Source organism: Kitasatospora sp. NPDC032121 (genome assembly GCF_055580145.1).
In genome coordinates this window covers 290,913-316,646 of record NZ_JBVILX010000009.1, presented here as the reverse complement: position 1 = coordinate 316,646, position 25,734 = coordinate 290,913, and the positions used below count along the sequence as shown (strand labels likewise).

The window sequence follows — 25,734 nt, the reverse complement described above, 5'->3', positions numbered from 1 at the left end:
AACCCGCCACGGCTCAGCGCCGCCACCGGGCGCCGCCACGACGACGGCCCGCCCCGCGCACCGCGCGCGGGGCGGGCCGCCGCCGTTCAGGCGGAGAGCGCCTCGCCGTCCTCCGGGGGCGCGCAGGCGGCCGCCAGTTCGTCCAGCGAGAGGTCGAGCGCGAAGGCCAGCGCGGCGATGGTGAAGAAGGACGGTGTCGGTGCCCGGCCCGTCTCGATCTTCCGCAGCGTCTCCGCCGAGACGCCCGCCACCGCCGCCACCTCGACCATGCTGCGCTCGCCGCGCGCCTCGCGCAGCAGCGCCCCGAAGCGCTCGCCGCGCTCGCGCTCCCACGGGGTCAGCGGAGTCCTCACCATGCCGACGAGTCTAGGGCCTGTCTCCCGGATCCTTCCCGGGACGGTCCTGCGGCACCGTCAGGCGGTGCCGTCCCGCCCATCGATCGACCGTGATACAAATACCGGTATAAGAATTGGATCCAGGAGGGATGCGCCATGGTCGAACTCAAGTCGGACGCCGGGCTGGCCGCGATGCGCGAGGCCGGACGCGTGGTGGCGGACGCGCTGGCGGCCGTCCGGGAACAGGCCGCGGTCGGCGTGAGCCTGCTGGAGCTGGACGAGGTGGCGCGCGGGGTGCTCAAGGCCGCCGGAGCCTCCTCGCCGTTCCTCGGCTACCGCCCCGCCTTCGCGCCCGTCCCGTTCCCGGCCGTCATCTGCGCCTCGGTGAACGACGCCGTGGTGCACGGCATCCCGGACGGCTACCGGCTGCGCGACGGCGACCTGGTGAGCATCGACTGCGGCGCCGTCCTGGACGGCTGGGCCGGGGACTCGGCGGTCAGCTTCACCGTCGGAACCGCCCGCCCCGAGGACACCGCCCTGATCGAGACCACCCGGCGCGCCCTGGAGGCGGGCATCGCCGCCGCCGTGGTCGGCAACCGGACCGGGGACATCGCCCACGCCATCGGCACCGTCGCCCGCGCCGGCCGGTACGGCCTGCTGGACGGCTACGGCGGCCACGGCATCGGCCGCCGGATGCACGAGGACCCGCACGTGCCCAACGAGGGCCGCCCGGGCCGGGGTTACCCGTTGCGCCCCGGTCTGGTGCTGGCGATCGAGCCGATGCTGCTGGCCGGCGGGCGCGACGACCACCGCACCGATCCGGACGGCTGGACCCTGCGCACCGTCGACGGCCGCCGGGCCGCCCACATCGAGCACACCGTCGCCGTCACCGAGGACGGCCCGCGCGTCCTCACCCTGCCCTGATCCGACCGGGCACCGCCGTCGACCACCACCCTGTCCGGGTGGGCCCGGAGGCCGTCCGGCCGGGGTGACGGAGGACACGCGGTGGTGCCCCGGTGGCCCGGAGTACCGTGCGGGGCATGAGTGATCAGGCCTTCAGCACACGCATCACCGTCCGCGGCTACGAGACGGACGCACAGGGTCACCTCAACCAGGCGGTCTACCTCCAGTACGCCGAGCACGCCCGCTGGGAGTACCTCCGGGCGGCCGGGATCCGCCAGACGGACCTGGTGGAAGAGGGCGTCGGCCCGGTGGTCCTGGAGACCACGGTCAAGTACCTGCGGGAGCTGCGCGCGGGCGACTCGGTGGAGGTCGGCTGCTCGTTCACCTGGCGAGACGGCAAGACCTTCCAGGTGGTCCAGCGGCTGGTCCGCGAGGACGGCGTGCTGGCCGCCGAGATCACCGGCGTCGGCGGCATCCTCGACCTGAAGGAGCGCAGGCTGGTCGCCGACCCGCGCGAACCGCTGCGCGCCCTGGCCGCCGACCCGGGCCTGCTCGGCCTCTGAGTCGACACCCGGTTCCGCCCCCACCATCCTCCGCGGCCGGAGACCGCCCCTGCAGCGGTCTCCACCCCTTCCCGGAGGCTTTCCCCACCCCCGGCCGGCCCGCTGCCCGGAAGGGCCCAAGTTCCCGGCCGCGGCAGGCGCTTGGACAACGCCTGTGCCGACGGGGTGGTGACGGACTGCCTGACCACCGGCCGCCGCCCGGCCGGGGACGTCCTCTGCCGGGCAAGCTGAGCGACCGGTAGGGGGAGCGGGGAGCGGCGCGCGGGGGGCAACGAGCCGTGGACGAACGGCCCTTGCCCCGGCGTGCACGCCCGTTCGACGCTCGGGAATGAGTCGAATCCGTCGCGATTTTGTGACAATCCTTCGCCAACACCCGTCCCCCAGCACCTGTTCACGGCCGTAGTGTTCGATCTATGTCACCGAAGAGCCGCATACCCGCCGCCTCGGACCCGGGCGACACCTGGGTGCCCCGCCCGAGGCGCCGCGAGACCCCGCTCGGCATCCTGGGCCACGCGGCCACCTTCCTCGGCGCCAGCGTGCTGGGCGGCATCCTGGTGGCGGGCCTGATCCTCCCGGCGGCCGGGGCGGTCGGACTCGGCGCGAAGAACGGCGCCGAGGGCTTCGAGAGCATCCCCGACGACTTCAAGACCCCGCCGCTGAGCCAGGCCACGCAGATCTTCGACGCCGGCGGCGGCCTGATCGCCAAGGTCTACGAGCGCGACCGCACCGTCATATCCGCCGACCAGATGTCCCCGCTGATCCGCACGGCGCAGGTGGACATCGAGGACGCCCGCTTCTACGAGCACGGCGCCGTCGACCTCAAGGGCGTCCTGCGCGCGATCACCAAGAACGCGGAGAGCGGAGCCGCCGTCCAGGGCGCCTCCACGCTCACCCAGCAGTACGTGAAGAACGTCAACGTGGAGAAGGCCGGCGACGACGCGGACGCCGTGCGCGAGGCGCAGCGCAAGACCCTCGGCCGCAAGATCCAGGAACTCCGGTACGCCATCAAGCTGGAGGAGGACCTGACCAAGGAGCAGATCCTCACCAACTACCTCAACATCACCTTCTACGGCCACCAGGCGTACGGTATCCAGGCCGCCTCCCAGCGCTACTTCGGCAAGGACGCCAAGGACCTCGACCTGCCCGAGGCGGCGATGCTCGCCGGGCTGGTGCAGAACCCGTCCCAGTACGACCCGAAGCTGCACCCGGTGGCCGCCCAGAAGCGCCGCGACACCGTGATCGACAAGATGGTGGAGAACAAGCACATCACCGCCGACCAGGCCAGGGAGGCGAAGGCGGCCCCGCTCGGCCTCAACTACCAGGACCCGCGCAACGGCTGCATCACCGCGCAGGCCGGCATGGGCTTCTTCTGCGACTACGTCCGCCACGTCGTCAAGCAGGACCCGGCCTTCGGCAAGAGCGCGGCCGAGCGCAAGCGGCTCTGGGACACCGGCGGCCTGAACATCTACACCACCCTGGACCCGGAGAAGCAGGCCGCCGCCCAGAAGGCCGTCTCCACCAAGGTGTACGTCACCGACCCGGTCTCGGCCGCGATGACGATGGTCGAGCCCGGCAGCGGCAAGATCCTGGCGATGGCCCAGACCCGCCCGTACGGCCTGGCCAGGGAGAAGAACGAGACCGTCGTCAACTACAACGTCGACGCGGCGATGGGCGGCGGCATCGGCTTCCAGCCCGGCTCCAACTTCAAGCCGATCGTGGCCGCCGCCGCCCTGGAGGCCGGTCTGCCGCCCACCCAGCGGTACGACTCGCCCAACCGGATGGACTGGCCGACGATGCGGACCTGCGACGGCACCTGGAAGAACCTCAGCAAGGGCAAGAAGGAGGGGACCATCCCCAACGAGAGCGCCTCCGAGGTGGGCCCGTACGAGCTCAAGCAGGCCATGGCGCTCTCCGTGAACACCTACTTCGTGCAGATGGAGCAGGAGATCGGCCTCTGCGCGGTCAAGCAGATGGCCAACAAGCTGGGCGTGGCCGGAAAGGCCGACGGCTCGCCGCTGTCGGAGGTGCCCGGGCTCGGCCTCGGCACCGAGGAGGTCACCCCGCTGACCATGGCGAACGTGTACGCGACCTTCGCCGCCCGGGGCACCTACTGCGCGCCGCTGGCGATCAACCGGATCACCACGGTGGGCGGCACCGACGTCCCGGTGCCCCCGGCCCGGTGCACCCCGGCGATGTCCGAGGACACCGCGGACGTGATCAACAGCGTGCTGCTCGGGGTGACGGAGAAGGGCGGCACCGCACGGGACCTCGGCCTGGACGACCGCCGCCAGATCGCCGGCAAGACCGGGACCACGGACGAGAAGAAGTCGGCCTGGTTCACCGGCTACACGGGCAACCTGGCAGGCTCGGTCTGGCTGGGCAGCCCGGGTACCAAGGTGCCCATGCGCAACATCCGGATCGGCGGCACCTACCAGGCGGAGGTCTTCGGCGCCACCGGCCCCGGGCCGATCTGGCAGAAGGCGATGAGCGACGCGGTGCGGAACATGCCGGAGAAGGACTTCACCACCGTCTACATCCCCGACCCGGTCCGACGGGACCCCAACTGCACCACCTCCAGCGGCTCGCCGGGCTCGGTCACCTGCACCGGCGCCCCCGCCACCGGCAGCCCGACGAACGGCGGCCGGCCGCGCGGCGTCAACCCGGCCCCCGGCCGTACCGGGTCGCCCGTACCGCCCGGTGCCACCGACCCCGAGGAGCAGTGAACCGCCGGCCCCGCGCGAGTACGGGTGCTCGCGCGGGGCCGCGGCCCACCCGTCGGCCTGCCGCGCCTCGATCGCCGGCTACCGCGCCCCACCCGCCGGCCTCCGACACCTCGATCGCCGGCTACCGCGCCTCGACGGGCTCGCCGCTGTCCTGGTCGAGGTTGAACACCCGCCGGTAGGAGTCCGTCACCACGGTGATCTGCGAGCGCCCGGTCCAGCGGGCCTCCACCAGCCGGGCGTCGCCCCGGCCCCGGCCGACGTCCGCCAGCGACCAGCGCCGGGCCGACCAGCCCTCACCGCTCTCCAGCAGCACCTGCCAGTGCTCGTCAGCCTCCGGCCCGGTGGCGTACGAGCGGTGCACCACCACCAGGGCGTTCTCGGCCCCGGCCGGGGCGTCCTCCCGGCTGCGGGTCTCGGCCGCCGACACCTTGTGCACGGCCAGCACGCCGAGCAGGAACACCACCCCGGCGGTCACCGTGACCGCCCGGGTGGCCGTCCGCACGGCGGTGCGCAGGTCGCTCAGCCAGGCGGCGGCGATCAGCGCCGCCAGCGCCCCGCCGAGCAGCAGCCCCGGCCGGTTGAGCAGGTCGGCCACCGCCATCCGCCCGCCCGACCGGCTCTCCCACTGCCCCTCGGTGTAGAGCAGCACGGCGGCCAGCCCGCCGAGCACCAGCATCCGGACCAGCACGCGCCTGGCCCGGGACGTCCGTCGGTCCGTCGTCCGTCGGTTCATCGTTCCCCCGTTTCCCCCGTCCGCCGTCGTGGCGGTCACAGCTCGGCGAGCAGCTTTCGGCCCTGAGGCCAGTCGCCCAGCCCGGAGTCGGAGTTGAGGTGTCCGTACGCGCCCGGCTCGACGTAGCGGGCTCCCCAGGCGGCCGCGAACGCGCGGGCCCGCTCCGCGGAGACCCACGGGTCGTCGGTCGAGGCGACCACGATGGTCGGGAACGGGAACCGCTCCAGCGCCACCGGGCGGAAGTTCACCAGCTCCGGGACCTCGGCGGTGTCGACGTCCGCCGGGGCGACCAGCAGCGCGCCCCGGACGGCGGCGGTCCGCTCGGCGGAGGCGGTGGCCGCCCAGTGGGCCGCCGTGACGCAGCCCAGGCTGTGGGCGACCAGCACCACCGGGCCCTCGGCGGCGGCCGCGGCCACCGCCGCGTCCACCCGGGCCACCCAGTCCGTCCGCTCCGGGTGGTCCCAGTCCGCCTGCTCGACCCGGCGGAAGGACTCCGGCTCGGCCGCCTCCCAGCGGGTCTGCCAGTGCTCGGGGCCGGAATTCTGGTAGCCGGGAAGGACGAGGTGGGTGGTGCGGTCCGGCATGGGCTCCTCCGGAGAAGGACGGTCGTGGGCAGCAGGAGTCTAGGCCGCGGGCGTCAGGCCCCCGCATCCGGGCGGCCGACCCGGCGCGCACCCCCGGCAACAGGCGCGCGCACCTCCGTTCTGCGCCGTCGTACGCCCGGTGCGCCCCGTTGCCAACGGTGCCGCCGGTACGGGAGGTTGGACCGGGCCCTGGCCGGCCGCCACGGCCCGGCGCCCGTACCCGACCTGAGGCTCGACCACGTGGAGGGATGTCGGCGATGACATCGAAGATCCTGCTCGTCACCGGGGACGCCGCCGAGTCACTGGAGGTGTTCTACCCCTACCAGCGGCTGCGCGAGGAGGGCTACCAGGTCGACATCGCGGCCCCGACGAAGAAGCGCCTCCAGTTCGTGGTGCACGACTTCGTCGAGGGGTTCGACACCTACACCGAGAAGCCCGGCTACACCTGGCCCGCCGACCTGGCCTTCGCCGACGTCGACCCGGCCGACTACGTGGCCCTGGTCATCCCCGGCGGCCGCGCCCCCGAGTACCTGCGCAACGACCCGGAGGTGCAGCGGATCGCCCGGCACTTCTTCGACGAGGACAAGCCCGTCGCCCAGATCTGCCACGGCCCGCTGATCACCGCCGCCGCCGGCCTGCTGGACGGCCGCCGAACCTCGGCCTACCCGGCGCTGGCCCCGGACGTGAAGGCGTCGGGCGCCGAGTTCGTGGACGGCGAGGCGGTGGTGGACGGCGTGGTCGTCTCGGCCCGCGCCTGGCCCGACCACCCGGCGTGGCTGCGCGCCTTCATCGAGGTCCTGCGCACCAAGGCGCCGCTCGGCTGACCCGTACCGCCGGCGCCTGACCCGCACCGCCGCTCACCGGACCCGCACCGCCGGAGCCGGAGCCGGACCGCCGGAGCCGGACCCCGAGACGCGTCGGGGTCCGGCTCCGGGGTTCCTCGGGGTCGGAGCCCGTCCCCAGGTGGACGACCCGCTCCCGGTCGGCGCGACATGGTGTCAAGTGAGCACCCGCCACTCGGAGTTGACCACTCCTCCGACCCCGGACCAGGGAGGACGGCATGACCGCCGACCCGACCGCCCCCGCCCCAGGTCGCCGCCGGAAGGCCCTGCGCGTCGCCGTCGCCGCCGCCGTGGGCGTCGGCCTGCTCACCGCCCTCGCCCCGGCCGCCGTCGCCGGACCCGTCGACTTCCTGCCGACCCCCGGCTGCCACGGCGCCGTGCACCTCGCCGTCCCCGGTGCCGAGGGCACCCCCATCGAGGGCACCCCCACCGAGGGCACCACCGCCGAGCGCGCCGCCGCCGAGCGCCGGGGCGACTGGACGGCCGCCGACGCCGCCCTCGCCGGGATGACCGACCCCGGCTACTCGACCTCCGCCCTCGCCGCCGTCCGCGAACGGGGCCGGCTGGTCTGGCGGAACGCCACCGGCGTCGCCGAACTCGCCACCGGCGAGCCCGCCGACCCCGAGGGCGCGTTCCGGATCGGCAGCGCCACCAAGACCTTCGTCGCCACCACCCTGCTCCAACTCGTCGGCGAGCACCGGCTGGGCCTCGACGACCGCCTGGAGTGCCTGCTGCCGGGCGTCGTCCCGAACAGCACCGCGATCACCGTGCGGCAACTGCTCGACCACACCAGCGGCGTCGCCGACTACACCCAGGACCCGGCCTTCCGGTTCGACGACCCGGACTGGCTGAGCGACCGCCGCTACACGTCCTACCGGCTGCGGGACCTGGTGGACCTCGCCAACAGGTACCCGCCGGCCTTCACCCCCGGCCAGGACTGGCAGTACTCCAACACCAACTACATCCTGGTCGGGATGATCATCGAGAAGCTCACCGGCCACAGCTGGAACGACGAGGTCACCCGCCGGATCATCCGCCCGCTGGGCCTCGTCGACACCTGGATGCCCGGCGACCTCCCGTTCATCCCGGGCCCGCACGCCCACGGCTACGTCAAGGCGGCCACCGGCCCGGTCGACGTCACCGTGCTCAACCCCTCCATGGCCGGCTCCGCCGGCGGCGGCATCTCCACCACCGCCGACCTGACCGCCTTCCTCGACGCCCTGCTCGGCGGCCGCCTGCTGCGCCCGGCCGAACTCGCCGCGATGAAGGAGACCACCGCCCACGGGGAGGGCCGGACGTACGGCCTCGGGCTCCAGCGCCTGGACGCCCCCTGCGGCCCCTTCTGGGGCCACGCCGGCGGCATCCCCGGCTACAGCACGATGATGCTCGCCTCCCCGGACGGACGGCGCGCGTTCGCCGCGAACACCACCGTCTACGACATCCCGGACCCGGACGCCGCCAACGCGGCCTGGCACAGGGTGACCACGACCGCCCTCTGCGGCGCCCGGCCCACCGCCGCCGTACCCGACCTCGCCCGCATGGCGCCGTGACCGACCCCCTACGCTGACCGGCGACCCAACGGCCCACACCGTCACCAGGAGGACGCGCCATGGCAGAGCCGCTGATCGCCGCAGTCGGGGGCAGGGAGCCCGCCGTCGACCCGGGCGCCTTCGTGGCCCCGAACGCCGTCGTGATCGGGGACGTGACCGTCGCCGCCGGCGCGAGCGTCTGGTACGGCGCGGTGCTGCGCGGCGACGCCGAGTCGATCACCGTCGGCGCGGGCAGCAACATCCAGGACAACTGCACCCTGCACGCCGACCCCGGCTTCCCGCTGGTGGTCGGCGAGCGGATCTCGGTCGGCCACAACGCCGTGCTGCACGGCTGCACGGTCGAGGACGACGTGCTGGTGGGCATGAGCGCCACCGTGCTCAACGGCGCCCGGATCGGCACCGGCTCGCTGGTCGCGGCCGGCGCGGTGGTGCCGCAGGGCATGGTCGTCCCGCCCGGCTCGCTGGTCGCCGGCGTCCCGGCCAAGGTCCGCCGCGAGCTGACCGAGGACGAGAAGTCGGGCATCAGGGACAACGGCGCCGGCTACCGGCTCCTCGCCGAGGCCCACCGGGAGATCTAGGCCGATCTAGACCGTGGTCATCGCGGCCGCCGCCGGTTCCGTCGGAACGGGCGCCGGCCGGCGCCGGTCGACCGCCCAGGCGAGCACCGCGACCAGCGTTCCCGAGGCGGCCAGGACCGCGCCGACCAGCGTCGGCGCGGTCCAGCCGAGCCCGGCGTCCAGGGCGAGCCCGCCGAAGTACGCGCCCTGGGCGTTGGCCAGGTTGAAGGCGCCCTGCACCGTCGCCGAGGCCAGGGTCGGCGCGCTGCGCGCCTTCTGCAGCACCAGGGTCTGCACGGCCGGCACGATCGCGAAGCCGAACAGCCCGATCAGCACCACCGTGACGGCCGCCGACCAGCGGGCGTGCGCGGTCACCGCGAACAGCGCCAGGGTGGCGGAGAGCAGCACGAAGGCCGCGCAGACGGTCGGGCGCAGCGCCCGGTCGGCGGCGAACCCGCCCAGCACGTTGCCGATCGTCATGCCGACCCCGAACAGTGCCAGCACCAGCGTGACCGAGCCGGTGGCGTACCCGGAGACCTCGGTGAGCAGCGGCGTGATGTAGCTGTAGCAGGCGAAGAAGCCGCCGCAGCCGAACACCACGGTGGCCAGCGCCAGCCAGAGCTGCCCGCTGCGGAAGGCCCGCAGCTCGTGCCGGAGCCCGGACTGGCCGGGGGAGGGCAGCGCGGGCACCAGCCGGGCGATGGCGAGCGTCCCGGCGGCCGCGATCAGCACGACCACCAGCATGGTCGCCCGCCAGCCCAGGTGCTGGCCGAGCAGGGTCGCGGCCGGGACGCCGACGATGTTGGCGACGGTCAGCCCGGAGAACATCACGGCCACCGCCCGGGCCCGCCGGTCCGGTGCCACCAGTTCGGCCGCCGCCACCGCGCCCGCGCCGAAGAACGCGCCGTGCGGCAGCCCGGTGACCAGCCGGGCGGCGGCCAGCGTCCAGAAGTCCGGGGCCACCGCGCAGAGCAGGTTGCCGGTCGCGAACAGCCCGGCCAGCGCCACCAGCACCGCCTTGCGCGGCCGCCCGGCGGCGAGCGCGGTCAGCAGCGGCGCACCGACCACCACCCCCAGCGCGTACGCCGAGATCAGCCAGCCCGCCTGCGGGATGGAGACGTGGAGGCTGTCGGCGACCTGGGGGAGCAGCCCCATGGCGGCGAATTCGGTGGTTCCGATGGCGAACGCGGTGACGGCCAGCGCGAGCAGCGCGAGAGGCAAGGGGTGACTCCGGGGTGATGCCGACGGACCGGGAGAGCGCGCGGCGGGACGAGAAAGGGGCGAAGGTGGGATGAATTCGTTCGTCCGGCATCCTAATCAGGCCGGATGACGGCGCCGTGAGGTGCGTGTGACGAAAGGGGGTCGCCGCCGCGGCCCCCGCGCGCGAGACTGGGAGCATGTGCCGCAACATCAAGACCCTGCGACCCCCCGTCACGCCCGACGCCGACGAGGAGGACTTCCACGCGGCGGCTCTCCAGTACGTTCGCAAGGTCTCCGGGTTCCGCGCCCCCGCGGCGCACAACCGGGAGGCCTTCGACCGGGCCGTGGAGGCGGTCGCCGAGGCCACCGCCCGGCTGCTCGCGGAACTGGAGGTCTGCGGCTCGCACATTCGGGCCGCCGTGCCGGTCGAGGCCGCCGGGTAGGCAGGAGCAGCCGTGATGAACCCCGCCGAGCGCTACGCACTCACCTTCCCCGGCACCCCGGGGACCCAGGCCCCGCAGGACGTCGTGGTGGTCGCCCGCACCGACGCGACCGGCCCGGGCGGTCACCCGGTGTACGAGGACGAGAGCGGGATCGTCCGGGCCGAGATCAGCGACGCGGGCGAGGTCCGGATGCTCGCCAGCGGCGGCCACCAGAGCCCGCACGTGCCGGTGCACGCCCACCCGCTGTCCTGACCGCCCCGGCCGCCCGGGCGGGTGCCGGGAACCCTGGGCGCGACGCCCGCCCGTCGGGCACAATCGCGGTATGACCACAGCGAGTTGGCAGGGCGTCGTCATCGCCGAGAGTGACGACACCGTCGTCGTCGAGGGCAACCACTACTTCCCGGTCGCGGCGGTGCGCACCGAGTACCTGCGCCCCTCGGACACCACCACGGTGTGCGGCTGGAAGGGCACCGCCGGCTACTACACCCTGGAGGTGGACGGGCGGACCAACCCGGACGCCGCCTGGTTCTACGCCGATCCGAAGCCCGAGGCCGAGCACGTGCGCGACCGGGTGGCCTTCTGGAACGGGGTGGAGATCGTCGAGTAGCCGGCCCGGGCCGGCCGTGCTGTCGCCGCCGCGAAAGGGGTACCGGATTCCCATGGCAGTCTTCCGCAGACCGGTCCGCTTCCCCGGGCCGGGCCGCCCCCGGCCGCCCGCCGGGCCCGACCGGGCCGAGGCCGAACTGACCGAGCAACTCGCCGAACTGGTCGAGGAGTCCGAGCAACCCGTCGGCGAGGGCCCGGTCGCCGAGTACACGGCGAAGCAGCGCGGCCGCGGCCGGGCGCTGGTGCTGCAGACCGTCCGGCTGCTCGGTCGCGGTGGCCGCGCCGCCGCCCGGGGAGCCGCCAAGGGCGCCGCGTACGGGGGCAGGGCGCTGACCGAACAGCTGGTGCACACCGCGCCGCGGATCCCGGTGCGCGACCTCGCCACCCTGCGGGCGCAGCACCCGGAGGCGGCCTTCCCGGAGCAACTGGCCGACCTGCTGGTCACCGGCGCCGTCCGGGCCTCCGGCACGCTCGGGGCGGGCGTCGGCGCGGCGGCGATGCTGCCGGTGCCACCCGCGATGCCGGTGGAGATCGCGGCCGAGACGCTCGCGGTGGCGGCCGTGGAGATCAAGCTGATCGCCGAGCTGCACGAGGTCTACGGCACCCCGGCGCAGGGCACCGCCAGCCAGCGGGCCGGCGCCTACCTCGGCGCCTGGGCCAACCGCCGCGGGATCGACGCGAGCCTGCTGGTGCGGCCCGCCGGCTTCGCCGCGCTGGCGATCGGCTCGGAGGTGCGCCAGAAGGTCCGCCGCCGGTTGACCCGCAGCTCGCTGCGGCACCTGCCGGCGGTGATCCCGCTGCTGGTCGGCGCCGGCATCGGCGCCACCATGAACCGCCGCGACACCCGCCGGCTGGCCGACGAGGTGCGCAGGGACCTGCGCGGGCGCCGCCCGGCGGACCGTAGCTACTGGACCGTGGCCGCGCCCGTCCTGAAGGGCGAGACGGTGGCGCGCGGCGGGGCGGTGGAGACGGACGGGAGCGTGGAGGCGGACGGGGGCGTGGAGACGGACGGCACGGCCCCGTAGGGCGGGGGAGCAGCGGCACGGCGCGCCGCTGCTCCCTCCCGGAGGTTCCTAGGCCTTCGGCGGAGCCGGTGCGCCCGCGCCCTGGCCGGCCTTGACGCCGTTCACCATCGCCTGGTGGATCGCGCGTGCGGTGGTCTCGTCGGCCGCCGGAACCGGGCTCCCGACGACGGTGTACCAGTCCAGCGCGCCGGTGTACTGGACGGTCAGCCTCGCCTCGCCGTCGACCCAGGTGGTGTGCACGGTGAGGTCGCCGGAGATCGGACCGACCTCGGTGGTGGTCACCCCACCGGGGCCGCTGATGATCGATTGAGTGGTCCAGGTCGCCCACGACGTGCGCGGGTCCGCGGGCGGTCGGGCCTGGCGGTTGCCTTGGTCGTGTTCGGTCATGCGCCTATCCTCCCCCGCGGGTGGCTCGCCGCCGGAGCGGCGACACCCGCGGTCGCGGCGACCGCCCGGTCCCACCGGGCGGTCGGGTCGGCACGGCGGACGGTCAGCCGGGCTGGCCGGGTTCGTCCAGCATGGGGGCGCCCTCCGCCTGGGAGGTGTCCTGCGCGTGCAGGTTCTGCATCGAGGGGATGCCCTCCTCGGGGTCCGCGGCGCGGACGTCCTCGTCTTCCTCGGTGCTCACCGTGGACCGGTCGCTCATGTCGGTCATCGCGGGCTCCGTCTCCTCGGCCGGTCCCGGCGCGCGGGGTCGCGCGCGGGGTGGGGCCGGTGGTGTCTCTTCGCCCTTCCAGCCTGCCTCCGCCCCGGCGCCGGGGCCAGCCGGGTGCCCGGCCGGCCCCCGCGGACGTCTGCGGAACCTCGCGGACCCCGCCCGGCCGTCAGCAGGGAGTCACCGGTCCGTCACCATGCGACGGGCAGCGAGTGCATGCCGTAGATGAACGAGTCGGTGCGGAACGACAGCTCCTCGCGCGGGACGGCCAGCCGCAGTCCGGGCAGTCGCCGGAACAGCGTGGCCAGCGCGATCTGCAGCTCGGCGCGGGCCAGCGGCTGGCCGAGGCACTGGTGCACGCCGAAGCCGAAGGCCAGGTGGCGCCGGGCGTCCCGGTCCAGGTCCAGCTCCTCCACCGGCCGCCGGCCGGTGCTGCCGAACAGCTCCTCGTCCCGGTTGGCGGTGGAGAGCATCGCCATCACGCCCTCACCGGCCCTGATCGTCGTGCCGCCCAGCTCCACGTCCTCCAACGCCACCCGGGCCACCCCGGTGTGGATGATCGTGAGGTGGCGCAGCAGCTCCTCCACCGCTCCGGGCAGTGTGGCCGGGTCGGCCAGCCTGTCGATCTGCTCCGGCTGCTCCAGCAGCAGGGCGGTGGAGAGCGAGATCATGTTCGCGGTCGTCTCGTGCCCGCCGACCAGCAGCAGGAAGCCGGTGCTGGCGATCTGGCGCGTGGTGAGGTCGTCCCGGACGGCGAGCCGGCTGAGGATGTCGTCCTGCGGCTGCGCCCGCTTGCGGGCCGCCAGCTCCGTCAGGTACTCCAGCATCTCGTCCCGGGCGTCCAGGAGCTGCTGCGGCGAGCTGCTCTGGGTGAGCAGCGCCCGGCTGACGCGCTGGAAGAACTCGTGGTCCTCGTACGGGACGCCGAGCAGCAGGCAGATCACCAGCGACGGGATGGGCAGCGCGAAGTCGGCGACCAGGTCGGCTTCGGTGCGGCCGCCGGTCATCGTGTCCAGCGCCTCGTCCGTGATCCGCTGGATGTCCGGGCGCATCGCCTGGATCCGCTTGACCAGGAAGTCCCCGGTGACCATGCGGCGCAGCCGGGCGTGCTCGGGGTCGTCGAGGTTCAGGAAGCTCGGGTGCTCGGTGATCCGCTCCCGGCTGCCGGCGACCAGCAGCGGGAAGGACGGGTGGCGGATGTCCGAGCTGAACCGGCGGTCGGACAGGATGGCGCGGACCTCGGTGTAGCCGGTGGCGAGCCAACAGGGCTCGCCCCCGGGCATGGTGGCCCGGGTCAGCCGGGCGGTGGCGGCGGCCTCGACGTACGCGGGCGGCGGGCCGAACGGGCAGCCGGCCGAGTGCTTGGCTGGGAGGGAGATGGCGGGGGCGGTGGACGAGCTCGTCAAGGCGGGGTCTCCTTGCGTCGCGATGGTTCTCCGGTGGGGACTTGGTCGCTGAGGATGGGTCGGTCACGTTGCGTCCGGGGGGTTGCCCGCTTCCGGCCGAGGATTGCCTAGGTCTGCGCCGGCTCGTCCTCGATCACGGTGATCGCGCCGCCCGGGCAGAGCTGGGAGGCCAGTCTGATGTCACCGAACTGGTCGGGCCGGAACGAGGTCTGGCGGAGCCTCACCAGGCTGTCGTCTTCGTCCTGGTCGAAGACCTCGGGAACGTTCAGGACGCACATTCCGGAGCTGCAGCAGCGGTCCCGGTCGACACTCACCCGCATGGTCGGGCACCTCTCGCCAGTGCGCCGCCGGCTGCCCGGCGGCCGCCTCTCGTTGTCATTGCCAACCTAACCGCCGTTGATCCGTCCACGGCGGGTGCGGCGGCGGGATCGTCGAGAATGGCCGATTAGGTTCACGCCGGAGCCGCCGGACGGCGAGGCAGGTTTGAACTGACGTTCCCCTGACAAGAGTTGGTGCCACAGCCCGGGCTCCGGCCGGCACTCCAGGGAGTTCACAGTCCCTCCGCGGCGGCGATCTCCCGTACGGTCGCGACGGTGTCGGCCTCGGCGGCGGCCTTGTCCGGCCGGTAGCGCACCACCCGGGCGAACCGCAGGGCGAGGCCGGCCGGATAGCGGGGGCTGCGCTGCACCCCGTCGAAGGCGATCTCGACGACCAGTTCCGGCCGGACCCGCACCGTCCAGGCGTCCCGCCCGGTCTCCCGGGCCAGCAGCTCGGCGGTCTGCCAGGCGAGCGTCTCGTCGGTCAGGCCCTTGAAGGTCTTGCCGAGCATCACCCACGGGCCCAGCCCCGGCTCGCCCGCCGCCCGGGCGCCCAGGTGCAGGTTGCTGAGGAAGCCGTGGCGCCGCCCGCTGCCCCACTCGGCGGCCAGCACCACCAGGTCCAGGGTGTGCCGGGGCTTCACCTTGATCCAGCCCGCGCCGCGCCGCCCGGCCGCGTACGGGGCCGCCGGGTCCTTCACCAGCACGCCCTCGTGGCCGAGCGCCAGCGTCTCGCGGAAGAAGGCCAGCGCCCGTTCGCGGTCCCCGGTCTCGACCCGGGCCGGCCGCAGGACGTCCGGCACCGCCCCGGCCAGTGCCGCCCAGCGCTCCCGCCCGGGACGGTCCACCAGGTCCTCGCCGTCCCGGTGCAGCAGGTCGAAGAAGTAGGCGTCGAGCGGAGCCCCGGCGCGCAACCGGGCCGGGTCCTGCCGGGAGGCGATGCGAGCGGCGGTCTCCTGGAACGGGCGCGGCCGGCCGTCCGGACCGAGCGTGATCGCCTCGCCGTCCAGCACGGCCGAGCGCACCGGCAGGGCCAGCGCGGCCTCGACCACCTCGGGGACGCGGGCGGTGACGTCCTCCAGGCCGCGGGTGAACACCGCGACCTCCCCGCCCTCCCGGTGCACCTGCACCCGGACGCCGTCCAGCTTCCACTCCACCGCGGCCGGACCGGTGCGCTCCAGCGCCGTGGCCACGTCCGGCGCGGAGGCGGCGAGCATCGGCCGCACCGCCCGCCCCACCTCCAGCCGGAAGGCCGCCAGCGCCGCCTCCCCACCGGTCAGCGCCGCCTGCGTCACCGCGCGGGCCGACCCCCGGAACATCAACGCCCGCCGCACCGCCGCCGCCGGCACCCCGGCCGCCTGCGCCACGGCGTCCCCGAGCACCGCGTCCAGCGCCCCCTGCCGCAGGTCCCCGACCAGCACCGCCCGCAGGAACGCCTGCTCCACGGCGGTCGCGCGTGCGAACAACCCGTGCAGCAGCCGCAGCCGCTCCGCCTGCGCCCCCGCGCCGTGCACCCCGGCGATCCGCTCCAGCTCCCGCTCCACCTCCGGCACCCCGAGCGAGGCCTCCACCGCCGGCTCCGGCAGTCCCCGCAGCGCCGCCGGACCGATCCCGGTCCGCAGTCGCTGCGACTCCCCGGACAGCAGCGCCACCGCCACCGCCCCCTCCAGCGGCGCCGACTCCCGCAGATAGGCGGCCAGCAACCCCGTCTTCGTCCGCCGCCCCGGCTCCGCCGCCACCTCCCGCGACACCGAAGCCAACCGCATCAACCCCGTCACGTCGGCACCACCTCCACGTCCCTCAGCATCCGCCCGCACTCCCACCCCCGCACGACGGCCGCGGCGGGCGCCCCGACTCGGCCCCGGGCTCTTCCCGGCCCGGACCTTTCCCGCCCCCGGGCCGCAAGGCTCCGCAGTGGCGCGCAGGGGGCACGGTCTTGGCCGGGACGGTGATCACCGGCGGGGCGGCGGGGCGTCATGCTGGGAGCTCCCGCCACCCCCTGAGTGATGGAGACCGAGATGAGCGACACCCCCACGACCCGTTGGAGCGTCGGCGCGCCCGAGGCCGGTGACTACGCCGCCTGGCGCGAGCTCTTCCGTGGGTACTGCGAGTTCTACCGGGTGCCGATCCCGGAGGAGAAGGCCGAGCTGGTCTGGTCCTGGTTGATGGATCCGGCGCACGAGCTGGCCGGGCTGCTGGCGCGGGACGGGGAGGGCCGGCCGGTCGGGCTCGCGCACTACCGCCCGTTCTCGCGGCCGCTGCACGGGGCCGTCGGGTGCTTCCTGGACGATCTGTTCGTGGCGCCGGAGGTCCGGGGCGGCGGGGCGGTGGACGCGCTGTTGGGCCGGCTGCGGGAAATCGCGGCGGAACGCGGGTGGGTCACCGTCCGCTGGATCACCTCCGAGGACAATTACCGGGCCCGTGGCAAGTACGACCAGGTCGCCACCCGGACCAGGTTCGTCACCTACGACATGGCTCCGGAGGAGCCGGCCGGCTGAGGCCGCGGCCCGGCCGCCGGACATCCGTTCGGAATTTCTGTTATCGACGTCCCGCGGGGAGGTCTCCCAAGTGTCGACACCCGACCAGTCGACCCGGAACAGAAAGCGTGGCCACCGTGAACAGCGACGACAGGACGACCATCCTCCCGGCGAGCGGGGGAGGCACGGGCAGCGACAGCGGGAGTGCTGCCCGTGGCCGCTCCGGCGGCCGGGCGGCGCGGCGCGCTGCCGAGCGGCACGCCGGCCGGGGACGCCGGGCGCGGCGTCGCGGCGGGATCGTGCCGGTCACGGCGGTCGTCGCCGCCGTGGCCGGCACCGGGCTGTTCGCCGCCCTGGCCGGGGCAGGCTACGCGGCGTACGGCGGCAAGCAGGCCGACCGCGACCTGGCGGGCCAGTCGCTGACCGCCGACGCGCTGATCTCCGCGGAGCTGGGCACCCGCGAGGGCATCCAGGTGCCCGGCACCGGGGGGACGAACCCGGACGTCCCGTCGCCCGCCACCCCCACCGCCACCCCCACCGCCGCCGACCCGGCGGCCACCCCGAGCGCCGCGGCCACGTCGACGGCCGCGACCGCTCCGGCCTCGCCGACGGCTTCGGCCGCCGCCACGCCGAGCACCGTCCCCACTCCCTCGGCCGCCGCGGTCAAGGCGACCCCGAGCACGACCCGCACCGCAGCCGCCGGTCAGACCGCCGCCGGTCAGACCGTCGCCGCCCGGGCCGCCGCGGCCCGGCCGGCGGGCGGGGGCGCGTCCCCGTCGTACGCCCAGCAGGTCGTGGACCTGGTCAACGTCGAGCGCGGCAAGGCCGGCTGCGGGCCGGTCGGCAACGAGCCCAGGCTGGCGAGCGCGGCCCAGTCGCACAGCGACGACATGGCCGACCGCAGCTACTTCGACCACGCCAGCCCCGAGGGCAACCACGCCGACCACCGGATCGAGGCGGCCGGCTACAGCTGGAGCACCTGGGGCGAGAACATCGCCCGAGGCCAGAAGGATCCGGCCGCGGTGATGGAGTCCTGGATGAACAGCCCCGGCCACCGGGCCAACATCCTCAACTGCTCGTTCAAGCAGCTCGGCGTGGGGGTGCGGACCGGTGCCAACGGTCCGTGGTGGACCCAGGTGTTCGCCGCCCCGGCGTGAACCGGCCCTCGTTCGGCCCGGTCTGACCATCGGACCGGGCCGAACGATCCGGTCCGTACGCCCCCGGTCCGCCTGGTCCGGCCGGTCCGATTTTCCGATTCCGTGCACATTGTTGTTATCTGATCACTCCCCACGGGTCTCCGAGGAGGCAGCGGCGGACGGATAGACGGCAAGACGGAGTGCGGACCATGAACGCTGATGTGCAGAACAGGAGCGGGACCACCCTGGTACTCGCGGCGCAGGCAGGCGACCGGCAGGCCCGGGAGGCGCTGGTCGCCGCCTGGCTGCCGCTCGTCTACAACGTGGCCGGCCGCGCCCTCGGCGGCCACGCCGACGTGGACGACGTCGCGCAGGAGACCATGATCCGGGCCCTGGACGGCCTGGACGGGCTCCGCGACCCGGAGGCCTTCCGCTCCTGGCTGGTCGCCATCACCATGAACCAGGTGCGCCGTCGGCACACCGCCGGCCAGCAGCAGCCGACCGTCGGCGGCCTGGACGAGACCTGGGAGGTCGCCGACCCCCGGGCCGACTTCACCGACCTGACCATCCTGCGCCTCGGCCTCTCCGGCCAGCGCCGCGAGGTGGCCGAGGCCACCCGCTGGCTGGACCCGGACGACCGCGAACTGCTCGCCCTCTGGTGGCTGGAGGCCGCCGGCGAACTGACCCGCGCCGAACTCGCCGAGGCCCTCGACCTGAGCCCGCAGCACACCGCGGTGCGGGTGCAGCGGATGAAGAAGCAGCTCGAAGCGGGCCGCATCGTCGTCCGCGCGCTCTGCGCCTACCCCCGCTGCCCCGGGCTGACCGAGCTCACCGCGGGCTTCGACGGCACCCCGAACTCGGTCTGGCGCAAGCGCATCGCCCGTCACATCCGGGACTGCGCCGACTGCGGCGGGCTCGGCCGGGACCTGTTCCCGGCCGAAGGGCTGCTGGCCGGCCTCGCCCTGGTGCCGATCCCGCTCGACGCGCCCGTGCTGCTGCACTTCCAGCACACCGCCGCCTCCGTCGCCTCCGCGACGGCCGCCACCGGTGCGGGCTCCGGCGCGGGAGCGGGCACGGGCGCCGGAGCGCACGCCGGAGCGGGAGGCCACGGCGGTTGGGCCGGCACCGCGGCCCGCAAGGCCGTGCTGGTGAGCGGTGCGGCCGCGGCCGTCGCCGTGACCACCCTCGCCCTGGTCTGGCCGCAGGCCGGTGAGCCGCCGCGGCCGACGCCACCGGAGCCCACCGCCCCGGCCGCGGCCCAGGACGCCCCGACGGCCGCAGCCGCACCCGCCGCCGCCACGCCGGTGCCGGCCCCGGTACCCGCGGAGAGCCCGTCACCGACGGCGACGCCCACACCGACGCCGACCGCGACCCGAACCGCCTCCGCGACACCGCTGCCCAACCCGGAGCGCCAACTGGTGGACCTGGTCAACGCCGAACGCGCGAAGGCCGGTTGCGCCCCGCTGCGGATCGACCCCAGGCTGCACGGCTCGGCCCAGAAGCACGCGGACGACATGGCCATCCGCGGCTTCTTCGACCACGTCACCCCGGACGGCGTCCGGACCGAGGCCCGGATCACCGCCGCCGGCTACCGCTGGTCGCAGTGGGGCGAGAACCTCGACCGGGGTCCGACCACCCCGGCCGCCGTCCTCGCCCGCTGGATGGACGGCGGAATCCACCAGTCCAACATGCTCGACTGCGGATTCAAGGACGTCGGCGTCGGCTTCGCCACGAACTCCGCCGGCACGCCCTACTGGACCCAGGACCTCGGAGCCCCGATGTCCTGAGCCCCACGCGGGGCTACGCGTGCGGGTTACGCGTGGGGCGCGACCGCCACCAGGCCGTCCGCCGACCCGGTCACGTAGCCCGTGGCCTCCCCGAGGACACCACCCGCGTCGCCGACCTGCCCGGGCACCACGTCCGGGGCACTGCTCAGCGGGCCGGGCAGCCCTTCCTGCCCGCCCAGGGCACTGGCGTGCGCACTCGGCGCGGTGAGGGAGGCGACGACACCCACGGCGATCGAGGCCACGGCAAGCATGCTGCGCTTCTTCATGGCCGGTCCAACGACGCTGCGCCGGAAGGGTTACGGCCGGTCCGTGCGCGCCTGCTCACGGGCGGGCGCTCACGGGCGGGCGCACACGGGAACGTCTGGACGGCCCGCGAGCCGACCGGGACTCTGCCGGGCGGCGGGCGGGCCGTGGGAACCACCATGGCCCCACCCGCCCCTGCCGGTCAGGGGCGCGCGACGCGCGACCGGACGCACGGCGGCGCGCCGGGCGTGCACCAGCGGCCCCAGCCGCGCCGTCAGAGCGTTCCGGAGCCCCGCGCCCCCACGGGCCCGCCCGCCCCTGCGGCCCCACCCTCCGGAGCCGGCGCCCCGGGGACGGGCGCCGCAGAGACGGGCGCTCCGGGGACGGGCGCCGCGGGCACCTGGTCCCCCGGAACCGCCCCCGCCTGCCCCACCGGGCCCACCGGGCTCACCGGGCCCACCACCCAGTCCGGATGCCCGGGCATCGGCGGCGTCCGCAGCCCGTACAGCCAGTCGTCGAGGAAGCCCCCCAGGTCCTGCCCGGAGACCGCCGAGGCCGTCCGCACGTAGTCCCCGGTGGTCGCGTTGCCGTACCGGTGGGTGTCCAGGAAGACGCGCTCGATCCGCTCGAAGGCCGCCGCCCCGACTTTCTCCCGCAGCGCGAACAGCACCAGCGCGCCGCCCTTGTACCGCTGGCCGCCGAAGAGGTCGGCGGCGGTGGGGGAGGCGACCGGCCCGGAGTCGTGCCGCCATTGGTCGCCCAGCCCGTAGAGCAGGCGCATCCGGTCGGTCAGCGTGGTGCTGCCGTCCGCCTCCGGCCACCCGTGCTCGTAGCGGTACACCAGTTCGTAGAACTCGGCGTGGCCCTCGCTCAGCCAGAGGTCGGACCAGCGGGCGGGGGAGACGCTGTTGCCGAACCAGGAGTGGACCACCTCGTGCATCATGTGCGAGGCGATCGCCGGCTCCGCCTGCCGCAGGAAGTTCGGCTTGTAGAGGGTGAGCGTCTGGGTCTCCAGTCCGGTGAAGGCGAACGCGGCCGGATCGTCCGAGTTGGCCGGCAGGAGCCCGTACGTCTCGAACGGGAACGGCCCCAGGTGGGCCTCCGCCCAGGCGAGTTGGCCGGGGGTGAGGGCGAGCGCGGGTTCCAGTTCGGCGGCGCGGGCGGTCGGCACGACGTCGCGCAGCGGCAGGTCGTGCGGGCCGGTGCGCTCGCGCACCGTGTAGTCGCCCACGGAGACCTGGACCAGCTCGGTGGCCATCGGTTCGCGGGAGACGTACCGGCGGGTGGTGCGGCCGTCGCCGAGTCGCTCGGTGGCCGTCAACTCCCCGTTGGCGACGCCCAGGAGGGCATCGGGGGCGGTCACCGCGATGGTGAACCGGGCCTTGTCGCTCGGGTGGTCGTCGCACGGGAAGACGGTGTGCGCGCTCTTCGGCTGGCCGGCCACCGCGAAGCCGTCCGGGGTGGGGACCCAGCCGGTGTGCGGCAGCCGGGCCCGCGGGTCGGCGGTGTACTCGACGGTCAGCCGGGTGACGGCGCCCGGGAGGAACGGCCTGGCCGGGGTGACCGTCAGCTTCTCGTCGTGGGTCGCGAAGCCCGCCGCCCGCCCGTCGACCCGGACGGCGCGCACGGTCAGTCCGAGCGCGTCCAGCTCCAGCCGGGCGAGGACGCGGTCCGGCCGTACGGTGAGCACGGCCGTGCCGTCCACCGTCCGGGTGTCGGCCCGGTAGTCGAAGGCCAGGTCGTACCGGAGCGCCCGGTACCCGGTGTTCCCGAGCGAGGGGAAGACCGGATCGCCCAGCCCGCTGGTGGCGCCGGCCGTCGGCGCGCTCGCGGACAGCAGCACCGCGCCGAGCGCGAGCGACAGCGCGAGACTGGTGCAGGTCCCGAACGAACGGGTCCCGAACGAACGGGACCCGAACAGGCGGGACTTGAGCGAGCGGAGCCTGGGCAGGCGGACCTTGGGCAAGGGTGATCACCGCGCTTCACGGCCGGGAGCGGAGGCGGGGAGCCGCCGGGACGGTAGAGCCTGGCCACGGATGCTAGTGGAGCCCCGGGCGTGATCGGGGCGGTGCCGGCGACACACCGTGGTCCCCCGGACGGCGTACGGTGATGGCGGCGTCCCCGGTCCGCGGTCTAAGGTCAGTAGTGCATCGTCCCCTGACGGACGAGCCACGGCCGTCGGAAAACCTGGCCAGGTCCGGCGGCCGTACTTCTCTGCCCTGACGCCCTTCCCCCTGACGCAGCCCGTAGGCTGGCTGTCCGAGGATGCCCGCGCACCGGATGTCAGGAGCCGCCGTGACCAGCCCCGCTTCGCCCGTTCTGGTGATCGGCGAGTGCGTCGCCGACATCGTCCGATCGGGTGCGGCCCCGGACCGGGTGCACCCCGGCGGCAGCCCCGCGAACGTCGCCTACGGCCTGGCCCGGCTCGGCCGCCCGGCCACGCTGCTCACCGAGCTGGGGCCGGACGCCAACGGCCGGCTGATCCGGCGGCACCTGGAGTCGGCGGGCGTGCGGGTGCTGGCGGCCGAGGTCGACCGGACGCCCTCGGCGGTGGTGGAACTGGACGGGCAGGGGCGGGCCCACTACACCTTCGACATCCGCTGGACGCTCCCGCCCACCGAACCCGCCGAGCCGCCCGCCGCGATCCACCTCGGCTCGATCGCGGCCGTCACCGAGCCCGGCGCCGCTTCGGTGCGGGCGCTGGTGGAACGCTGGCGCGGGCGGGCGCAGATCAGTTACGACCCGAACGTGCGTCCGGCGCTGATGGGCGACAGGGCCGAGGCCGTCCGCCGGGTCGAGCGCTGGGTGGCGCTGAGCGACCTGGTCAAGGCCGGCGACGAGGACCTGGCCTGGCTCTACCCGGGTGAGCGGCCCGAGGCGGTCGCCGAGCGCTGGCTGGCGCTCGGCCCCGCCACCGTCGCGGTGACCCTGGGCGCCGAGGGCGCGTTCGCCCGCACCGCCGACGGGGGCCGCGCCGAGGCCGCGGCCCGCCCGGTGCCGGTCGCGGACACCGTCGGTGCCGGCGACTCCTTCATGGCCGCCTTCCTGCACGCCCGCGCGGCCGGCGCCGGCCTGGCGGCCTGTCTCACCCACGCGGTGACGGCGGCCGCGCTGACCGTCGCCCGCCCGGGCGCCAACCCGCCCTCGGCGGCCGAACTCGCGGCCGCGCTGACGGCCGGGCCGCAGCCCCGGTCCGAGGCGGGTGTCGACTAAGGGCCTGTCTCAACCTCCCTGCTGGGCAACGGCGGTGAGCTCCTTCCCGTACCAGACCTGGGCGTACGGGCCGCTACTGTAGGCCGGGATCTCCCGGTAGCCGTTCCGCAGGTAGAGCGCGCGGGCCTCGACCAGGTCGAGGCGGGTGTCGAGGACGATCCGGTCCGCACCCAGGGAGCGGGCGGCCCGGTCGACGGCGGTCAGCAGTGCGGTGCCGCCGCCGGTGCCGCGCAGGCCGGGGCGGACGAAGACCCGGGTGAGTTCGGCAGTGGTGGCGTCGAGTCGCCGCAGGCCGGCGCAGGAGTGGGCGACGCCGTCGTGGCGGCCGATCAGGAAGAGGCCGCTCGGGGCGGCGAGGTCGTCGCTGGGGGAGCCGGCGAGGCCGGACTCCAACTCCTCGGGAGTGCCCTCCCGGTCGAAGTGCAGGCGGTAGTAGCGGTTGGCCACGTCGAAGTAGTACTCGCGCAGCAGGTCCAGGGCCTCGGGAGTGGTCACGTCGGCCGTGGCGACGGTCCAGGAGCCTGAGCGGTGCTGCGCGCTGTTCGTCATGCGCGCATGATCCACTTCACGGCGCCGTCGTCGCAATCGGTTTTTCCCGGCGGCCCCATCCGTTCGTCCACCCCGTCTGCCCCGTCTGCCCCGTCCGCCCCGTCCGCGCGCCCTGCCACCCGCCACCCGATCGCCCGCCGCCCGGGCAAAGGAACGGCAAGGCCCCCGGTGCGTCGTTGCCCCGTGCGAGTGACGAGGGGGTTGGCGGTGGTGCGCGTCGGGGGAGCAGTGCAGCCATGAACAGACCATCAGTTTGTCGTACTAGAGGGGATTTGAGGGGAAGTCGGCGGGGCCGGACCGGCGCACGGACCGGACTGCTGGCCGCCGTCTGCCTCTCCGCCGTCCTCGCCGGCTGCGCCGCTCCGGCCGGACCGAAGCCGGCCCCGGCCGTCGACGGGAACGCGAACGCGGGGCCCGTCGCCGAGATCGCCGGCCAGGGCCCCGACCACGCGGGCGCCCCGCCCGTGGCGCCGCCCCGGCTGCCCGGCGTGGCCGGCAAGGAGGAGGAGAACAGCGGCGAGGCCATGGCCCGTCAGGAGGCGGCCGCCCAGGCCGCCCAGGCTGAGCAGGAGGCCGCCCGGCGCTGGGGCCTGGAGCGCCCGCCGCTGAAGGCCCCGCCCCGCCCGACGACCAGGGTCGAGCTCACCCAGGGGCAGGGCGTCAAGCTCGCGGACGGCCGCCCGCCCGTCGTCTACCGGGTCCCGACCAATGACAAGGTGGTCTTCCTGACCGTCGACGACGGGGACGAGAAGGACCCCGAGTTCTCCCGGATGGCCCGGGAGCTGGGCATCCCGCTCAGCACCTACGTCTCCGACTACCTCGTCCGCGAGAACTACGGCTACTTCCGCGACCTCCACGCCCAGGGCGTGGAGATCAACAACCACACGATCAACCACCGCAACCTGAAGGTCCTGGACTACGAGACCCAGCACGAGGAGATCTGCAACCAGCAGGACCAGCTGGAGCAGCAGATCGGCGTCCGCCCCCGGCTGTTCCGGCCGCCGTACGGCGAGTACAACGACGACACCCTGCGCGCGGCGGCCTCCTGCGGGGTGCAGGCGGTGCCGCTGTGGAACGAGGAGGCCTTCCCGGACCACATGGAGTGGCGCTACGACGACCAGAAGCTGCACCCGGGCGACATCATCCTGACCCACTTCCGGGGCGTCGACATCTGGAACGCCTCCATGCCGGACCTGCTGCGCAAGGTCGTCGACGACGCCACCGCGCAGGGGTTCGCGCTGGCGCGGCTGGACGACTACCTGTAGCGGCCGCCGGTCGCGGGGCGGCTCAGCCGAGCGAGAGGGCGTCGAGGTACACCCAGGCGCCCTCGTGCCGCACGAAGCGGCTGTTCTCGGTGAGCACGCCCTGCTCCCCGCCCTCGGTCCAGTGCGCCCGGAAGGCGACCGTGCCCTCCGCGTGGAACGCGCCGCCCTCGGTGGTGGCGACCACCTCCAGCCCGGTCCAGCGCAGCCCCGGGTCGAAGTCGACCTCGGCGGGCCGGGTGTCCGGGTGCCAGGTGCGCAGCAGGTACGCCTCGTCCTGTGCGGCGAAGGCGCTGAACCGGGAGCGCATCAGGGACTCGGCGGTGGTGGCCGCCGTCTGGCCCCGGTGCAGTCGGCCGCAGCAGTCGCCGTAGGTGGCGGGCAGGCCGCACGGGCAGGGGGAGGAGGGCAGCAGCCGGGGCGCGGCGGTGCGGGGCGCGGAACGACGTCGGGACATGCCGCCCATTGTCCCCCACGCGTCGGGCGGCTCCCCGGCCGCCCCGTGCACGACGGGAACGGGCCTGGGGCTCTGTCAGCTGAGGAACAAGCCCGCCCTCCCTCTGCGGGGGGAGGGCAGGGCCGCGGGGGAGGTGGGGTCGAAACAGGGGAGTAAAGGGCATTGCGG

Annotated in this window: 28 protein-coding genes; 15 read left to right on the top strand and 13 right to left on the bottom strand. The window is 74.6% G+C overall.

The window, feature by feature from the left end:
• Positions 1-86 precede the first annotated feature (86 nt).
• Entirely contained in the window at positions 87-356 is a 270-nt protein-coding gene (locus ACZ5OX_RS23660) for a helix-turn-helix domain-containing protein (RefSeq protein ID WP_449790119.1), read from the bottom strand.
• A gap of 135 nt (positions 357-491) precedes the next feature.
• On the opposite strand from ACZ5OX_RS23660, the gene map reads away from it, so the two are divergent.
• The 3 genes from map to ACZ5OX_RS23645 all read left to right on the top strand — a co-directional run bounded on the left by map (position 492) and on the right by ACZ5OX_RS23645 (position 4,524).
• Positions 492-1,259: a type I methionyl aminopeptidase gene (gene map / locus ACZ5OX_RS23655; RefSeq protein ID WP_392883573.1), complete on the top strand. Its 768-nt coding sequence runs from the start codon at positions 492-494 to the stop codon at positions 1,257-1,259.
• Positions 1,260-1,375: 116 nt separating this feature from the next.
• Positions 1,376-1,801, top strand: coding sequence for an acyl-CoA thioesterase (locus ACZ5OX_RS23650; protein ID WP_465632703.1), 426 nt, complete (start codon positions 1,376-1,378; stop codon positions 1,799-1,801).
• 413 nt (positions 1,802-2,214) lie between these two features.
• A complete protein-coding gene (locus ACZ5OX_RS23645) occupies positions 2,215-4,524 on the top strand; it encodes a transglycosylase domain-containing protein (protein ID WP_465632701.1) in 2,310 nt (769 codons plus the stop codon).
• 121 nt (positions 4,525-4,645) lie between these two features.
• Here ACZ5OX_RS23645 and ACZ5OX_RS23640 read toward each other — a convergent pair whose 3' ends face one another.
• Together ACZ5OX_RS23640 and ACZ5OX_RS23635 are read right to left on the bottom strand one after the other, a co-directional pair.
• Positions 4,646-5,257, bottom strand: coding sequence for a hypothetical protein (locus ACZ5OX_RS23640; RefSeq protein WP_465632699.1), 612 nt, complete (start codon positions 5,255-5,257; stop codon positions 4,646-4,648).
• 35 nt (positions 5,258-5,292) lie between these two features.
• A complete protein-coding gene (locus tag ACZ5OX_RS23635; protein ID WP_465632697.1) occupies positions 5,293-5,841 on the bottom strand; it encodes an RBBP9/YdeN family alpha/beta hydrolase in 549 nt (182 codons plus the stop codon).
• A 257-nt stretch (positions 5,842-6,098) separates the two neighbouring features.
• On the opposite strand from ACZ5OX_RS23635, the gene ACZ5OX_RS23630 reads away from it, so the two are divergent.
• The 3 genes from ACZ5OX_RS23630 (at position 6,099) to ACZ5OX_RS23620 (ending at position 8,811) form a co-directional block, all read left to right on the top strand.
• Positions 6,099-6,665: a DJ-1/PfpI family protein gene (locus ACZ5OX_RS23630; protein WP_465632695.1), complete on the top strand. Its 567-nt coding sequence runs from the start codon at positions 6,099-6,101 to the stop codon at positions 6,663-6,665.
• A 236-nt stretch (positions 6,666-6,901) separates the two neighbouring features.
• Entirely contained in the window at positions 6,902-8,233 is a 1,332-nt protein-coding gene (locus ACZ5OX_RS23625; RefSeq protein WP_465632693.1) for a serine hydrolase domain-containing protein, read from the top strand.
• A 59-nt stretch (positions 8,234-8,292) separates the two neighbouring features.
• The gene (locus ACZ5OX_RS23620; RefSeq protein ID WP_465632691.1) at positions 8,293-8,811 is read left to right on the top strand and encodes a gamma carbonic anhydrase family protein; all 519 of its coding nucleotides are present in this window, start codon (positions 8,293-8,295) and stop codon (positions 8,809-8,811) included.
• Positions 8,812-8,817: 6 nt separating this feature from the next.
• Here ACZ5OX_RS23620 and ACZ5OX_RS23615 read toward each other — a convergent pair whose 3' ends face one another.
• A complete protein-coding gene (locus tag ACZ5OX_RS23615; protein WP_465632689.1) occupies positions 8,818-10,011 on the bottom strand; it encodes an MFS transporter in 1,194 nt (397 codons plus the stop codon).
• 176 nt (positions 10,012-10,187) lie between these two features.
• Here ACZ5OX_RS23615 and ACZ5OX_RS23610 point away from each other — a divergent pair, with 176 nt between their 5' ends.
• The 4 genes from ACZ5OX_RS23610 to ACZ5OX_RS23595 all read left to right on the top strand — a co-directional run bounded on the left by ACZ5OX_RS23610 (position 10,188) and on the right by ACZ5OX_RS23595 (position 12,064).
• Positions 10,188-10,433, top strand: coding sequence for a DUF2277 domain-containing protein (locus ACZ5OX_RS23610; protein WP_465632688.1), 246 nt, complete (start codon positions 10,188-10,190; stop codon positions 10,431-10,433).
• 15 nt (positions 10,434-10,448) lie between these two features.
• On the top strand, positions 10,449-10,685 hold the full coding sequence (locus ACZ5OX_RS23605) for a DUF6296 family protein (protein ID WP_392883556.1): 237 nt from the start codon (positions 10,449-10,451) through the stop codon (positions 10,683-10,685).
• A gap of 70 nt (positions 10,686-10,755) precedes the next feature.
• Positions 10,756-11,040, top strand: a complete 285-nt coding sequence (locus ACZ5OX_RS23600; RefSeq protein ID WP_465632686.1) for a DUF427 domain-containing protein — start codon at positions 10,756-10,758, stop codon at positions 11,038-11,040.
• Positions 11,041-11,092: 52 nt separating this feature from the next.
• Positions 11,093-12,064 carry a hypothetical protein gene (locus ACZ5OX_RS23595; protein WP_465632685.1) on the top strand — a complete coding sequence of 324 codons (972 nt, stop codon included), beginning with the start codon at positions 11,093-11,095 and terminating at the stop codon, positions 12,062-12,064.
• 48 nt (positions 12,065-12,112) lie between these two features.
• On the opposite strand, the gene ACZ5OX_RS23590 is transcribed toward ACZ5OX_RS23595, so the two are convergent.
• From ACZ5OX_RS23590 to ACZ5OX_RS23570, 5 genes are all read right to left on the bottom strand, one after another.
• The gene (locus ACZ5OX_RS23590; RefSeq protein ID WP_465632683.1) at positions 12,113-12,451 is read right to left on the bottom strand and encodes a hypothetical protein; all 339 of its coding nucleotides are present in this window, start codon (positions 12,449-12,451) and stop codon (positions 12,113-12,115) included.
• Positions 12,452-12,554: 103 nt separating this feature from the next.
• Complete coding sequence (locus ACZ5OX_RS23585; protein ID WP_392883550.1) at positions 12,555-12,719, bottom strand: hypothetical protein; 165 nt, start codon at positions 12,717-12,719, stop codon at positions 12,555-12,557.
• Between the two features lie 191 nt (positions 12,720-12,910).
• Positions 12,911-14,125 carry a cytochrome P450 gene (locus tag ACZ5OX_RS23580; RefSeq protein WP_465632682.1) on the bottom strand — a complete coding sequence of 405 codons (1,215 nt, stop codon included), beginning with the start codon at positions 14,123-14,125 and terminating at the stop codon, positions 12,911-12,913.
• A gap of 107 nt (positions 14,126-14,232) precedes the next feature.
• On the bottom strand, positions 14,233-14,445 hold the full coding sequence (locus tag ACZ5OX_RS23575; protein ID WP_465632681.1) for a ferredoxin: 213 nt from the start codon (positions 14,443-14,445) through the stop codon (positions 14,233-14,235).
• 230 nt (positions 14,446-14,675) lie between these two features.
• Positions 14,676-16,208: an ATP-dependent DNA ligase gene (locus tag ACZ5OX_RS23570; RefSeq protein WP_465632741.1), complete on the bottom strand. Its 1,533-nt coding sequence runs from the start codon at positions 16,206-16,208 to the stop codon at positions 14,676-14,678.
• Positions 16,209-16,460: 252 nt separating this feature from the next.
• Between ACZ5OX_RS23570 and ACZ5OX_RS23565 the strand changes: the two genes are divergently transcribed.
• The 3 genes from ACZ5OX_RS23565 to ACZ5OX_RS23555 all read left to right on the top strand — a co-directional run bounded on the left by ACZ5OX_RS23565 (position 16,461) and on the right by ACZ5OX_RS23555 (position 19,842).
• Complete coding sequence (locus ACZ5OX_RS23565; protein WP_465632680.1) at positions 16,461-16,940, top strand: GNAT family N-acetyltransferase; 480 nt, start codon at positions 16,461-16,463, stop codon at positions 16,938-16,940.
• A gap of 278 nt (positions 16,941-17,218) precedes the next feature.
• Positions 17,219-18,076, top strand: coding sequence for a CAP domain-containing protein (locus tag ACZ5OX_RS23560; RefSeq protein ID WP_465632679.1), 858 nt, complete (start codon positions 17,219-17,221; stop codon positions 18,074-18,076).
• 188 nt (positions 18,077-18,264) lie between these two features.
• Positions 18,265-19,842 carry a sigma-70 family RNA polymerase sigma factor gene (locus ACZ5OX_RS23555; protein WP_465632678.1) on the top strand — a complete coding sequence of 526 codons (1,578 nt, stop codon included), beginning with the start codon at positions 18,265-18,267 and terminating at the stop codon, positions 19,840-19,842.
• A 26-nt stretch (positions 19,843-19,868) separates the two neighbouring features.
• Here the strand turns inward: ACZ5OX_RS23555 and ACZ5OX_RS23550 are convergent, their stop codons facing one another.
• Together ACZ5OX_RS23550 and ACZ5OX_RS23545 are read right to left on the bottom strand one after the other, a co-directional pair.
• Positions 19,869-20,108, bottom strand: a complete 240-nt coding sequence (locus ACZ5OX_RS23550; protein ID WP_392883540.1) for a hypothetical protein — start codon at positions 20,106-20,108, stop codon at positions 19,869-19,871.
• A gap of 251 nt (positions 20,109-20,359) precedes the next feature.
• On the bottom strand, positions 20,360-21,928 hold the full coding sequence (locus ACZ5OX_RS23545) for a M1 family metallopeptidase (RefSeq protein ID WP_465632740.1): 1,569 nt from the start codon (positions 21,926-21,928) through the stop codon (positions 20,360-20,362).
• Positions 21,929-22,380: 452 nt separating this feature from the next.
• On the opposite strand from ACZ5OX_RS23545, the gene ACZ5OX_RS23540 reads away from it, so the two are divergent.
• Positions 22,381-23,298, top strand: a complete 918-nt coding sequence (locus ACZ5OX_RS23540; RefSeq protein WP_465632677.1) for a carbohydrate kinase family protein — start codon at positions 22,381-22,383, stop codon at positions 23,296-23,298.
• 9 nt (positions 23,299-23,307) lie between these two features.
• Here ACZ5OX_RS23540 and ACZ5OX_RS23535 read toward each other — a convergent pair whose 3' ends face one another.
• The gene (locus ACZ5OX_RS23535) at positions 23,308-23,847 is read right to left on the bottom strand and encodes a GNAT family N-acetyltransferase (RefSeq protein ID WP_465632676.1); all 540 of its coding nucleotides are present in this window, start codon (positions 23,845-23,847) and stop codon (positions 23,308-23,310) included.
• A 272-nt stretch (positions 23,848-24,119) separates the two neighbouring features.
• Here ACZ5OX_RS23535 and ACZ5OX_RS23530 point away from each other — a divergent pair, with 272 nt between their 5' ends.
• Complete coding sequence (locus ACZ5OX_RS23530; protein ID WP_465632675.1) at positions 24,120-25,112, top strand: polysaccharide deacetylase family protein; 993 nt, start codon at positions 24,120-24,122, stop codon at positions 25,110-25,112.
• 22 nt (positions 25,113-25,134) lie between these two features.
• Here ACZ5OX_RS23530 and ACZ5OX_RS23525 read toward each other — a convergent pair whose 3' ends face one another.
• On the bottom strand, positions 25,135-25,566 hold the full coding sequence (locus ACZ5OX_RS23525; RefSeq protein WP_402411664.1) for a YchJ family protein: 432 nt from the start codon (positions 25,564-25,566) through the stop codon (positions 25,135-25,137).
• Positions 25,567-25,734: the final 168 nt, after the last annotated feature.